Here is a 12,843-nt window from a genome sequence, read left to right on the forward strand (position 1 = left end):
GAGGTAACGCTCATGGAGCAAAGGCACCCTACTAGCAGGGATCTTTTAACAAAAGGAAGGTAAAGGTAAAAATGACAAAAATGCCGATAAAATTACAAGACCTGAGAAGAAAGATATACACCAAAGCGAAGGCAGAACCGGAATGGCGATTCTGGGGAATCCATGTTCATGTCTGTAAAATGGAGACACTGGAGGAAGCTTACAAACTAACGAAGAGGAGTAATGGGGCACCAGGGATTGATGGGGTGACATTCGAATCGATAGAGACAGAGGGCTCAAGAAAGTATCTTCAACGAATAAGACACGAATTAATAACCAAGACCTATAGCCCAAATAGGAACCGGAGAAAGGAAATACCAAAATCTGGAGAAAAATTCAGAACGTTGAACATACCCTGCATCCGGGATAGAATAGTGCAAACAGCACTGAAGCTAATACTTGAACCGATATTCGAATCAGACTTCCAAAAAGGATCATACGGGTATAGACCTAAGCGTAATGCGCATGAAGCAGTACAAAAAGTAACGGAAGCAGCAATCAAAGGCAATACAAAAGTAATTGACGTAGATCTAAAATCCTACTTTGACAGTGTGCGACATCATATTCTGATGGAAAAGATTGCCAAAAGAATAAATGACAAAGAAATCATGCGCATGATTAAGCTAATCCTCAAAATAGGAGGAAAACGAGGAATGGCACAAGGATCACCACTTTCACCACTACTAAGCAATATATACCTAAATGAGGTAGATAAAATGTTGGAGAAAGCAAAAGAGGTGACCAAAGAAGGAAAGTACCAACGTATGGAATATGCCAGATGGGCAGATGATTTGGTGATACTGATCAGAGAATACCCGAAACGGGAATGGCTAGAAAGAGCAGTATACAGAAGGTTGGAAGAAGAATTAGCAAAACTAGAAGTGAGAGTAAATGAAGAAAAGACAAAAGTCATTAACCTAAAGAAAGGAGAAACATTTAGCTTCCTAGGGTTTGATTTTCAAGAGAATATCACAAAACAAGGAAAGTGGAATGTCAGGAAAACACCGCAGATGAAAGCACGAACAAACCTGCTACGCAAGTTGAAGGAAATATTTCGGCGCCATAAATCGCAACCGATAAAAAGAGTGATAAATGACATCAATCCGATATTGAGAGGGTGGGTAAACTACTTTAGGATAGGAAACTCTAGTCGAAAGTTCAGTTACGTAAAACACTGGGTGGAAAAGAAGGTAAGACGCAATTTAATGCGAGCCAGGAAAGCAAAGAAAGGGTTTGGTTGGAAGAAATGGAGTAGCGAATGGATATACAAAACGCTGGGTCTATATTCAGACTACAGAATAAGGTATTACAGACCGAAAGCATCACCAACACAATATGTGATAAACTTTGGTAAAGAACTTGCTAGGAAAGCGTAGTGCGGGAAAACCGCATGCTGCGTTTGACGAGGCGGGAGCTGGAAACGTTAACATGGGAATTTGGATTGAGGCCCAGGATGAAAATAATGGATCAGCCACCAAACCCTAAAGAGGCGCGCCAGTTCTCGACCCTACAAATAATCAATGAGCATTTATTTGATTCAGTGCAGGCACAACTAACTGAAAATAGGCAAAGAGCAAGAGTACGACAAAGAAGAGAAACATATTTATTGCAAGGTTTAATGGTATGTCAACGTTGTCAATATACTTATTGTGGTACAAACCACGTTCATAAAAAGTCGACATATTATTACTATCGTTGCTCTGGTACAAACTCTAGCAAATTCAATGGCAATAAAATCTGCGATAATAAATCAATACGCACTGATATATTAGATGGAGTTATATGGGAAGAAGTCAAGAGTATCTTGAAAGAGCCAGATAGGATTGCAAATGAATATCAACGTAGATTGTCAGAGAACAAAAAACCTTTACATAATCAAACACGTGAAAAGCAAGAAAGTAAGCTAAGATTAAGTATCAAAAAATTTATTGATAGCTATGCCAAAGGGTTTATAAGCCAAGAAGAATTTGAACCAAGAATCACAACAATGAAACAACATTTGAAAGAAATTGAAGAAGAGAAAGAAAGAACGCTTGATCAAAAAAAACTACAACAAGAATTGAGCCTTGTTACAGATAGCTTGAAAAACTTTTCCTCAAGTGTTGAATCAAAGCTTGATCAAGTGGATTGGCAGACTAAGCAAAATATTATTAGAATGTTAATTCATCAAATTGAAATCAACCACAATCACCTATATATAGTATTTCGCATAAAAAGTCTTGCAAATTTTGATCAAAATAGCCATAATAGAATTATGCAATGTTGTACTAGCAGTCAAAACGAGCAGTTGCTAATAAAATTTACTGTAAGTATACAACAGATGCGTGCTAGCCATTTCGGTATCTTAATTGCTACCATATAGCGAGATAACTGTAAACCCAGAGCTATTGTAGACATAAGTTTTAGCTATATGGTATTTGAAGTAATAAATGCAATAAAAAATAATTTGTTAGCATGCTTTCCAACAGAGACAGTATATGCTCTTTCTTGTAATGCGCTAGGTAACGAATCTATAGAAAAAATATATCGAATAAAAAAGCGTTCTCAAAACAAGCCGCTCTCTGTATTTGTTAGTAATATTGATAGTTTGATAAATATAGCAAAGGTAAAGGAAGAGTATATCGATTTAATAAACTATTTTTCTCCTGGACCAATGACCTATATTTTACCACTTCAAGATAACAGTATATTACCAAATGAGTTCTTTAAAGATAGTATAGGCATAAGAATTCCTGATCATCCTATTGCGATTTCAATATTAAATGAACTGAAAACTCCAGTAGTTGCAACTAGTATTAACATTTCAGGAGAAAAAAGTATATGCAAAGCAAGAGATATACCTCAGTCTATTAAGCAACACTTATCTGCAGTAATTGAAGATGATGAATTAGTTTCTGGTATAGAATCTACTATTATTGACTTAACTGGAGACAAGATTAAGGTTTTAAGAAAAGGTAAAATTTCATTACAAACAATAAATAACGAATTTTCAAACTAAGATCTATAGGAGAAAGAATGAAAAAGGTGATAGGCCATAACCAAGCAAAAAAAAAGATAATGAACAACTTGTCTGTTCAATCTTGGCTGATCTGTGGTAAAAAAGGTATAGGAAAAGCAACATTCGCAAAATCCTTTTCTAATTGGTTTCTTATAAAAAATTACGATGAAGTAGCATTAGACTTACACATTGTTGAAGGTGATACAATAGGAGTGGAAAAGGTGAGAGAAATGAAAAACTTTTTGCACTTAAGCCCCATTCAATCAGAATATAAAATAGCTATAATAGATAGCTTAGAGTCAATGACTAATAATGCTAAAAATGCAATATTAAAAATATTAGAGGAGCCGCCACAAAATTCTAAAATATTTGTAATTAGCCATAAGCCATATGATGTACAAACCACCATCCGGTGTAGGTGTTTTCAGCTGAATTTACTTCCATTAACTTACGATGAAACAAAGCAGGTTGTTTCATCTCAGTGTAAATTCGACGATAAAATATTTAGTGAGATCATTACTTTGTTTCCTGGAACTCCGGGAGTAATAATAAATGCAATAAACAGTGGTGCTTATGAGTCACATAAGCATTTTTATACATTTTTCCGTAATCTAAATAATTCTGATATAGTTAATAAAATAATTAATAGTGAGATTGAGCTAGAACTAGCATCACATATAATTCAAACCTCCATTTTAGAAAGTATAAAGAAAGAAGTAAATAATGTTGAAATTCTACTAAGTCAATGGAAAGAAATAGATGAACTTTTCGTTGCTGCAAAGCAATTTCGCTTAGATAAAAAGCATGTTTTAGCTAATGTAGTTAACATCATGACACAAAAATGTAATACTTTTAACATAAATTTATGATAAAATTCTGCTAATTTAATACTGAAAGTATATAACTTGAATGATAATAAATTAACTGTATGGCAATCAATAGAAGTTTTAACAAACACTATACTGAACATGCAGAAAGAATTGAGTTTAATCAAGAATACATCTTTAGATCAAGACGTCACTTTAGAAAAAGGGAAGGAGCTATCAAGTGGCATCTATGAGGCAAATTTTAAGCTAAACAAGGCAATCAATATAGCTACTTTGCCAAGAATTGGCTATTATATGATTAATGATGAACTTGTTGTACGTAATCATATTACGAAAGAGGAAGTAAAGATCCCTAGAGATTTTCATTACTTTAAAGTTGTTAAATCCAATCACGATGATTGTAAATTAACGTTTTGTAATTTTTTAGGTAATGAGTTTTTTGAATATAAAAAGTATGATCCACAATATTCTGGTCTTTCAGATGAATATAAACTCATGGATTTTGGTAGTATAAAAAAGACTAATAATCTAAAACTTAAGGAGTATGTTGGTCATGCACCTAAATTTTTTGCTGTAGAAGGATCTATTGAGCCTGGATCTGAAAACCATGTAATTGATCTATTTGAGCTAGTCAGAGACGGTAAAGGCAAAAAAGTGGGAACTCTTGCTGATGAATTTGGTTATTTTGATGATCAAAATAAATTACACTACTATAATTATCACAAAAGTGCAGAAAGTAATACTTATGATCCTGAAAGCTTCAGTGTAAAAATGATAAATTTAGATGTGAGCAAAATTGATAAATTTCACCTTATTGCAGAACAAGGTGATATAATAATTCATCCCATTTTGGAAAATTTAGACATATTTTAAAGTTTTTTAGAGTATCCAGTATATTATATAATTGGGTTTGTATTATGGAAGATAAATTACTTGAATCAGTAAAAAACAAAAGTTACTTCAGGAAAGCAGTTGAATGGTATTGCCACAGATACCTGTTCTGCGTTGTAGAAAGATCTTGGATGGCGTTAATAGCGTTACTTCTCTTAGTATGTTTATTTTTATCACTACTAAACATATACCTATTACTTCCTGTTAAAAAAGATTTAAATTTTGTGAAGTATATGAACCACACAGAAGATGAGTTCTCTGCAATACATAAACTTAGTTTTAGTAAAAAAGAAGATGAGTACATTTCCATAGCAAGGTATTTAATAAGTAAATATATTGAAACATATGAGTCCTCTCGGACTGTTGAGCCAAAGTATCAAGAAAATTTTATAAAAAACAATTCTGTATACAAAATCTACCAAAACTTTCAGGAAAAAGTGAACAATGAAGCTGTTTCATCCACAAGAAAAATTACCAACATAAACGTAACAACATTATCTATTGACCGGTTGACCAAGAACTTAGTTACATTTGCTGGAAACGCTACTGTAGTTTTTACAGCTGAGCAAAATAAGAAGATGAAAGATTATGCTGTGGAGGTCAGCTTCACTTTGTCAAATATAAAAGCAACTCTAGCTGGAATAGTGCCATTTAAATTTATTGTTAATAGCTATAAATATAGATGATTATATTTATAACATTATTTGGTAGCTAAAAAAAATAACTAAAGTGCATATAGCAGTAATAACTGGGGGTAAAACTAGAAGCATTGGTGTCTTTTTAATAAAATAATTTCTAGAAGGTTTTGAGAAAAAGGCGTTGTAAATTATTGGTAAAAAGTATAGAGCATTGAGTATAGTACTAACAATTAACACTAGAGTTACAAACACAGAAAGTGTTACATTACTAGAGTTGAAAACAGCTTGAAAGATGAGAAATTTGCTCCAAAAAGTCGGAGCAGGAGGTACTCCTATCATGGACAATGCACCTATAGTGAATGCTATCATGCTAATTGGCATACTACGTCCTATACCGTGAATTCTATCTATATATTTTTCACCCGTTTTCGTTATTATGATACCTGCAAAAAAAAATAAAGTAATTTTTGCAAATGCATGGCAAACTAATTGAAAGATTGCAATCTTCATGCTGAATTCACTAAAAATTGAAGCGAACAATATAATATACGACAATTGGGAGATGGTAGAGTAAGCAAGCAATTTCTTTAATTCCTTTTGCTTTAATGCAATCAACGATGCAGTAATGATAGTAAATCCAGCAGCGTACGGAAGCCACCCTCCAGCAAACCAATTTTGCTGCACAAAACGTTGCATATTATCGACGCCAAAAGTGTATAATATAACTTTGATGATGATGAAAACTCCGGATTTCACAACAGCAACAGCATGTAATAGTGCACTCACAGGAGTTGGTGCAACCATTGCTTTTGGTAACCAAAAATGCATTGGCATTAATGCAGCTTTTCCTATTCCATAAATCAGCATAGCAAAACACACTGCAATAAAAGTGATGAGTGAAGTATCAAACTTGAATATTCCACCACTTACAAAATCTAAAGTATGGAATTCATTATATAATAGGCCTATTGCAGGAAAAAATAATACTAAAGAAGAGAAAAATAGTAAACCAAAGTAATAGCGTCCTGCAATTACTGATTCATTTGTTGAGTTGTAAGTAATCAGAGGGTATGTACTAATAGTTAGAAGCTCATAAAAGACAAATGTAGTGAGCAAATCTCCAGAAAAAGCAATAAACATTGCACAACTGATTGATGTTGAAAAAAAGCATAGAAAACTTGAGTGATTGCTATCAGCATAGTTATTTCTCATATAACATATTGCATATATACTGGTTAGTACCCACAAAAATGATATTAATAAACTGAATATTGCTCCACTAGACTCTAGCTTTAAACTAATATGCAAATTATTACCAAAATCCATGAGAATAAATTGAGAATGATCACCATATACCAAATATAAAGTGCATAGAGATGTATACGCAAATAGAAGCATAGAAGAAGCAACAGTAACGCCACTGCTTACTCTTGGCCATTTACTAGTAAAAGAAATAGCTAATGCACTTAAAAGTGGGATCAACGCAGTAATTAACAAATAATTCTCAGTAATAAAAAGTGGCAAGGAAAGAGATATTAAAACAAAATCCATTAAGTAATTCATCTTTCTGTTTAGGTAAAGCTAAAATTATATTCAAGTTATAGAGAATTTGCTATTTTTTAGTTGTATATCGGAAGTGTTAAATAAACCATACGCATCAAGTTAAGAAAAAGTGGCGTAAGGAAGAAAGGAAATAAGAAAAAACTATTTTATATATTAAGTAATAAAGTTAGTAATTTATAGATTTTTCTAAAAAAATATCTTATCCTAGATAAGAATTTCCTAAAAAAATAAATGTAACAAATAAAATGCCAATCTTAAATATTGCTATATTTCACGATAGCTACTTAATTTGGCACGTATGGTTTGTTAAACACTTCCAGAATTACTCAAAACCGCTACAGACTATATCTTTCTGTATAATCTTTAAATGCACCTCTATTGGAGTCAAAATGTAGTTTCACACTACCAATTGGCCCGTTTCTTTGTTTTGCAATGATCAGTTCTGCAATATTTCTAATTTTCTCCATTTTCTCTTGCCACTCTCGATGTTTATTACTTCCTTCATTTGGTTGCTTTCTTAATTCATAATATTCTTCTCTATAAAGGAACATTACTATATCCGCATCCTGCTCTATGCTTCCTGAATCACGTAAATCAGAAAGTTGTGGTTTTTTATCATCCCTTTGCTCAACAGAACGAGAGAGCTGTGATAGTGCAACAATGGGAATATTTAGTTCCTTTGCAATTGCTTTTAAACCCTGCGTCACTTCTGAGATTTCTTGCACTCTATTTTCACTACTCCTTTTTGTTGTTCCTCGAATTAACTGCAGATAATCGATAAAGACCAACTCTACATTATATAGTTGATAGAGAAGACGTATTCTGGTACGAAGAGCACTAATTGATAACGCAGGAGTGTCATCTATGATGAAAGGTAATTCGGATAGATCTGTACTAGCATTAATGAATTCGTGTAATTCAAAATCACTAATTCTCCCAGTCAGTGCCTTATAATAACCAATGCCTGAATCTATAGTAATCAATCTTGCGGTCAATTGCTCTGCTGACATTTCAAGTGAAAAGAATGCTACATAATGTTGTTTATCTGTTCTTTTTTGCAAAATCTTACAAGCATTAAGTGCGATGTTCAGCGCCAATGCTGTCTTTCCCATTGAGGGCCTTGCAGCTATAATTAACAGATCAGATTTCTGCAAACCACCAAGAAGCTGGTTTAGGTCTTGAAGTCCGGTTGTAATACCTAGAGCCTCTGGGTTATTCTTCAGCTTGCTGATCTTCTCAACCACATCTTTAATTGAACTTGCAAGCTTTATATATGTCTTATCACCTTGCTTTTTTACTGCTAAGTTGAACAACTTTGTCATTGCCTGCTCAATTTGTACCTGTGCAGGATTTTCAATGTCGTAGTTGTAACTATCGTCAACTATCTCCTGTCCGAGCTTGATTAAGCATCTCCTTAAATAAGTATCACGGATTATTCTGGTCAAGCTATAGATGTCAAGCGCAATGCTTGCCTTTGCTGCAAGTTTTGCTAGGTACTCAACTCCACCACATTCGGCAAATGCTTTATCATTCTCGAAAAACATCTTGAGGCTCAGTTCATTAGCAACTATACCGTGTTTTCTGGTTTTAGATATCTGGGTAAAAATGCTTTGATGTAGTGGATCATAGAAATTATCTGCTGCAATTATATCTTCGACTGCATCACAAATTCTATTATCACGAACCATTGCACCAATGAGCATTTGCTCTGCTTCTAAATTGTGTGGCAATTTACATATTTCTTCTCTTGAATCAATAAGATTGGCTAATTCATTCATTTTAATTTTTCAGAGTAATGATTGATTATTGTAGAATATTCAGTCCTTACTTGAAAGAGAAAAAATTTGACTAATCCTGTGTTGCTTATAGCATTAAAGTAGGCCCCTGTGGTGGAATGGTAGACACGGCAGACTCAAAATCTGTTGCTTGCAAAAGCATGCTGGTTCAAGTCCGGCCAGGGGCACTCAAATATTGGAAAATGCTTTATGTTACACAAGTTTTTTAATCGTTTATTTTCCATTCTTTCTTCGATAAATGCTATTCAAAGGGTAAAGAAAGATGAAAATGGAATATGTTACGTAACAGGACTTAGACGCTATTTGTCAGTGCTGCTTGATTTAATTATCATCGTTTTGTTCTTGCAGCTTTGCGGCCAAGCCTTAAGCCAACTCTTCATGAACTCAGAGAGCAGTAAAATATTAGGCCAAATTGCTGCGAAATATCAGATGCAAACACCATTATCTGCAGAGGAAAAAGCAATGCAGAGTAAACTAATCAAGTTACTAGTTCTAAATCAGATAGTTCAATTTATTATGCTTTTTAGTTATGTAGCATATATGTGGATAAGATTTGGCGCTACACCTGGAAAGTTATTACTTGGACTCAGAGTTGTAAATGCACAAACTTTTAAAAAATTGACTCTAAAACAAGCAATAAAGAGGTTTTTTTCCTTTATATTGTCAACTTCACCACTATTCTTAGGTTTCATATGGGCAAGCTTCGACAAACGTTGCCAAACTTGGCACGATAAGATTGCAGGCACAGTAGTTGTAACAAGTAAAAGTCTTAGATGTATGTTCTCAGAACATAATAGAGTGGATTAAGGGTTCTGTCGCATTTGTAGGGAAGTAGAAAGAAGAATGATATAATTGTCTAAAAAAAAAGCAAAGATGTTTCGTATCAATCAAAAATTGTTGCCATATTTCAAAGGATTTAGCTTTTCAGCGGATGTTATCTGTATACATGAAATGTCGATTCTCTTTGAGCTATCGAGATTTGGAAGAAATGATGAGTATAAGGGGAGCAAAATGCTACGTTACAAAGGTGGGTTATCACCACTGATAGATGAGGCAGTAAGGAAAAGAAAGAAGCAGGTTGGTAGTAGTTGGAGAGACTTACATTAAATTAAACGGTAAATGGGTTTATTTATATACTGTAGACTTCCTCTTGTGTGTTAGTAGAGACAAGTCTGCAGCACTTGCATTCTTTCGTAAAGCCTTCAGGAGTAACTATCTTCCTGAGAAAATTGTAATTGATAAAAGCGGCAGTAATACTGCTGCTCTTGATGATTTGAATGCAGAAATTTCTGAAGATTACAGTTCTTCAAATAAAATATCTAAATAATATTGTTGATAGATTTATCAAAAAACTAATAAAGCCAATGCTTGGGTTTAAAAGCTTCCATTCCGCCAAGATTACCATCACAGGCATAGAAAATATTCGTATGATTCAAAAAAGACAAATTATTAAAATAATGTTTCTACTTTTGAGAATTTTGCTATGTTAATGGCTTCATAACTCCTATAATCCCACCTTTAATGATCTTCTTTCCTATGGTTTATAGATTCGACAGAACCGACATATCAGTTGATAAACAGACTAATCAGTTATTGTTTATATCTATTTCAGCATGAAAATTATTGTGAGGCTTGATTTTATATATATCACTACACATAATAGACTTTAGTATAAATTAGTAATATGCATCCAATCATATACTTACTTAACCTGCTACTTGATCTTTACAGCTTCATTCTAATATGCTCAGTTGTTCTCGATTTGTTGATTAAATTGAATGTAGTGAACATGTATAATGAAGTTGTAAGCAACATAATGCAAACTTTAAACCGACTTACCCATCCTCCACTAAAGGTTATCAGAAGGTATATACAACCGTTCAATGGATTAGATTTATCCGTGATGATATTGATAATAGCAATTCACTTTGTAAAATATACAATTACTTATTACTTTAAGTAGATGTTAAAAAAACAGCTAAAATCAGCGATATACCTGTTACTCTTAATGTATATATATATATCGGTTTTTAGCTATAATTATCAAGATCCATCCTTAAATACAGCTACAAATCAGGAAGTAACAAATTTGGGCGGAGTGGTAGGTTCATATTTAGCTGATATATTGGTTCAATTTCTTGGACTCGCTAGTATTACAATAGCTACAACCGTAGTTTACTTTTTGATATCAAAAAGGCTGCTGAAAATTCTCTATTTAATATTAATCAATTTAGGAATATGCGCTACATTAGCGCAACTTTCGCTCGGTATCACTGCAAGGTATGTGCATGGCGGAATGATAGGAAATGCACTAATTAGTAACTACCCATTTTACATCTTTGCAGTAGCAGCATCAATAGGTTTTGTAGGGTTAATTGGTTGGAAGAGAACGGTTTATTCTTTACTTTTCCTATGTAAAAAAATATTTTCCCTTTTTACAAAGGTTCTGTTTTTCAGGTTACGTAAAACTACTGATTATTCAATAGCACCGTTAGTAGTAGAAGAAAAATATAGAACCACTAGACAACAACCAAAAGAAAGACAGAAAAAAGCTACCGAAGAGATTTTTAAACCACCTTCTAGCGAGTTTGAGTTTCCAAGCATTCACTTACTTTCTAAAGTAGAAGAATCTGTGCAGAGAAAACAGTTGAATGCATTAGAGAGCAATAAGAATTTATCTCTGCTCGAGCAGGTTCTAAGTGATTTTGGCGTGCAAGGAAAAATTATAAGTGTATGTTATGGACCGGTTGTGACTTTATACAAACTTGAACCACAAGCAGGCACAAAATCTGCAAGAGTGATTGGTCTTGCAGATGATATTGCACGTTCAATGAGTGCACTTTCTGCACGTATTTCAATAATTCGTGGACAAAATGCAATGGGAATAGAATTGCCAAATAAAGAACGAGAAATTGTTATGCTGCGTGATTTACTGGAATCGCCAGAATACCAAAATGCAAACTTAAATCTTCCGATTGCACTAGGCAAGGAAATAAGCGGAAAACCAATTATTGCAGATCTGACTAAAATGCCCCACTTGCTTGTTGCCGGAACTACAGGATCAGGTAAATCAGTTGCGATTAACACGATGATTCTGTCGCTTGTTTATCGATTAAGTCCTGATGAATGCAAGATGATAATGATCGACCCAAAGATGCTTGAGCTTTCAATATATGATGCAATACCGCATCTAATAACACCAGTGGTAACAGAGCCAAAAAAAGCTGTTATTGCTCTTAAGTGGATCGTGAAAGAGATGGAAAATCGCTATCGTATGATGTCATATTTAAATGTGCGGAATGTAATAAACTATAATCAAAAAATTACAGAAGCGATGAATAGCGGAATAGAATTGGAACGTGTTGTACAGATTGGCTTTAACTCAACAACTGGTAAACCTTTGTTTGAAAAAATACCGATTAAAATGGAGACATTTCCGTATATTGTGGTGATTGTAGATGAAATGGCAGATTTAATGCTTGTTGCTGGCAAAGATATAGAATGCTCTATTCAACGTTTAGCTCAGATGGCTCGTGCTGCAGGAATACACATCATAATGGCAACGCAACGTCCGTCTGTAGATGTGATAACAGGTGTGATAAAAGCAAACTTTCCAACGAGAATTAGTTTTGCTGTTACTTCTAAGATAGATAGCCGTACAATACTTGGTGAACAAGGGGCTGAACAATTGCTCGGTATGGGTGATATGCTCTATATGGCTTCTGGTGGTAAGATTATTCGAGTTCACGGTCCATTTGTAAGTGATGATGAGGTGCAAAATATAGTTGATCATCTAAAAACGCAAGGTGAGCCAAACTACATGGAGGAAATCACTCAAGAAGATGAAAATTCTTTCGCGGAATTAGAAGGTGAAACAGAAGATGAAGAGAACGATCTATACAAGCAAGCAGTGGCCATCATTCAGAGAGATCAAAAGGTTTCAACTAGTTACATTCAAAGGCAACTTAGAATAGGCTATAACAGAGCTGCAAATATTGTTGAAAGAATGGAGAAAGAAGGTATTGTCAGTGCTCCGAGTTACTCAGGAAAGAGAGAGATATTGGTAGAATGATCGCTAGCTTAAACTTTCA

General features: G+C 34.0%; 11 protein-coding genes, 1 tRNA gene and 1 pseudogene. 11 read left to right on the forward strand and 2 right to left on the reverse strand.

The features are described from left to right. The first annotated feature begins 71 nt into the window (after nt 1–71). From ltrA to OOL01_RS04120, 6 genes are all read left to right on the forward strand, one after another. Complete coding sequence (gene ltrA, locus OOL01_RS04095) at nt 72–1,415, forward strand: group II intron reverse transcriptase/maturase (protein WP_007302360.1); 1,344 nt, start codon at nt 72–74, stop codon at nt 1,413–1,415. Nucleotides 1,416–1,492: 77 nt separating this feature from the next. After that, on the forward strand, nt 1,493–2,401 hold the full coding sequence (locus OOL01_RS04100) for a recombinase zinc ribbon domain-containing protein (protein WP_264687218.1): 909 nt from the start codon (nt 1,493–1,495) through the stop codon (nt 2,399–2,401). A gap of 48 nt (nt 2,402–2,449) precedes the next feature. Further along, nucleotides 2,450–3,037 (forward strand): L-threonylcarbamoyladenylate synthase, encoded by a 588-nt coding sequence (locus tag OOL01_RS04105; protein WP_006013379.1) that lies wholly within the window; start codon nt 2,450–2,452, stop codon nt 3,035–3,037. 17 nt (nt 3,038–3,054) lie between these two features. Beyond that, nucleotides 3,055–3,906, forward strand: coding sequence for a DNA polymerase III subunit delta' (locus tag OOL01_RS04110; RefSeq protein WP_211908312.1), 852 nt, complete (start codon nt 3,055–3,057; stop codon nt 3,904–3,906). Nucleotides 3,907–3,942: 36 nt separating this feature from the next. Next, nucleotides 3,943–4,737 carry a hypothetical protein gene (locus OOL01_RS04115; RefSeq protein ID WP_264337251.1) on the forward strand — a complete coding sequence of 265 codons (795 nt, stop codon included), beginning with the start codon at nt 3,943–3,945 and terminating at the stop codon, nt 4,735–4,737. Nucleotides 4,738–4,781: 44 nt separating this feature from the next. Further along, nucleotides 4,782–5,441, forward strand: a complete 660-nt coding sequence (locus OOL01_RS04120) for a VirB8/TrbF family protein (RefSeq protein ID WP_139686506.1) — start codon at nt 4,782–4,784, stop codon at nt 5,439–5,441. A gap of 6 nt (nt 5,442–5,447) precedes the next feature. Here the strand turns inward: OOL01_RS04120 and OOL01_RS04125 are convergent, their stop codons facing one another. Both OOL01_RS04125 and OOL01_RS04130 read right to left on the reverse strand, forming a co-directional pair. After that, the gene (locus tag OOL01_RS04125) at nt 5,448–6,944 is read right to left on the reverse strand and encodes a proton-conducting transporter transmembrane domain-containing protein (RefSeq protein WP_264687250.1); all 1,497 of its coding nucleotides are present in this window, start codon (nt 6,942–6,944) and stop codon (nt 5,448–5,450) included. 347 nt (nt 6,945–7,291) lie between these two features. Continuing rightward, nucleotides 7,292–8,734: a replicative DNA helicase gene (locus tag OOL01_RS04130; protein ID WP_139686507.1), complete on the reverse strand. Its 1,443-nt coding sequence runs from the start codon at nt 8,732–8,734 to the stop codon at nt 7,292–7,294. 102 nt (nt 8,735–8,836) lie between these two features. Here OOL01_RS04130 and OOL01_RS04135 point away from each other — a divergent pair. From OOL01_RS04135 to OOL01_RS04155, 5 genes and pseudogenes are all read left to right on the forward strand, one after another. After that, nucleotides 8,837–8,919 (forward strand) — tRNA-Leu (locus OOL01_RS04135). A gap of 22 nt (nt 8,920–8,941) precedes the next feature. Next, on the forward strand, nt 8,942–9,559 hold the full coding sequence (locus OOL01_RS04140) for an RDD family protein (RefSeq protein WP_264687219.1): 618 nt from the start codon (nt 8,942–8,944) through the stop codon (nt 9,557–9,559). Nucleotides 9,560–9,625: 66 nt separating this feature from the next. Next, a pseudogene (locus tag OOL01_RS04145) lies at nt 9,626–10,253 on the forward strand (IS6 family transposase). Nucleotides 10,254–10,436: 183 nt separating this feature from the next. After that, entirely contained in the window at nt 10,437–10,715 is a 279-nt protein-coding gene (locus OOL01_RS04150; RefSeq protein WP_010401649.1) for a YggT family protein, read from the forward strand. Then, nucleotides 10,716–12,824, forward strand: a complete 2,109-nt coding sequence (locus OOL01_RS04155) for an FtsK/SpoIIIE family DNA translocase (protein WP_264687220.1) — start codon at nt 10,716–10,718, stop codon at nt 12,822–12,824. It begins immediately after the preceding gene. Nucleotides 12,825–12,843 lie beyond the last annotated feature (19 nt).

The sequence above is a fragment of the Wolbachia endosymbiont (group B) of Rhopobota naevana genome (assembly GCF_947250615.1).
In the GTDB taxonomy this organism is placed as follows: Bacteria; Pseudomonadota; Alphaproteobacteria; order Rickettsiales; family Anaplasmataceae; genus Wolbachia.

Excerpts from the sequence above, each read along its gene's own strand:
- OOL01_RS04130 (WP_139686507.1), bottom strand. The coding sequence starts at position 8,734 with ATGAATGAATTAGCCAATCTTATTGATTCAAGAGAAGAAATATGTAAA.
- OOL01_RS04150 (WP_010401649.1), top strand. The coding sequence starts at position 10,437 with ATGCATCCAATCATATACTTACTTAACCTGCTACTTGATCTTTACAGC.
- OOL01_RS04140 (WP_264687219.1), top strand. The coding sequence starts at position 8,942 with ATGTTACACAAGTTTTTTAATCGTTTATTTTCCATTCTTTCTTCGATA.
- OOL01_RS04155 (WP_264687220.1), top strand. The coding sequence starts at position 10,716 with ATGTTAAAAAAACAGCTAAAATCAGCGATATACCTGTTACTCTTAATG.
- OOL01_RS04100 (WP_264687218.1), top strand. The coding sequence starts at position 1,493 with ATGAAAATAATGGATCAGCCACCAAACCCTAAAGAGGCGCGCCAGTTC.
- OOL01_RS04110 (WP_211908312.1), top strand. The coding sequence starts at position 3,055 with ATGAAAAAGGTGATAGGCCATAACCAAGCAAAAAAAAAGATAATGAAC.
- OOL01_RS04120 (WP_139686506.1), top strand. The coding sequence starts at position 4,782 with ATGGAAGATAAATTACTTGAATCAGTAAAAAACAAAAGTTACTTCAGG.
- OOL01_RS04125 (WP_264687250.1), bottom strand. The coding sequence starts at position 6,944 with ATGGATTTTGTTTTAATATCTCTTTCCTTGCCACTTTTTATTACTGAG.
- OOL01_RS04105 (WP_006013379.1), top strand. The coding sequence starts at position 2,450 with ATGGTATTTGAAGTAATAAATGCAATAAAAAATAATTTGTTAGCATGC.
- ltrA (WP_007302360.1), top strand. The coding sequence starts at position 72 with ATGACAAAAATGCCGATAAAATTACAAGACCTGAGAAGAAAGATATAC.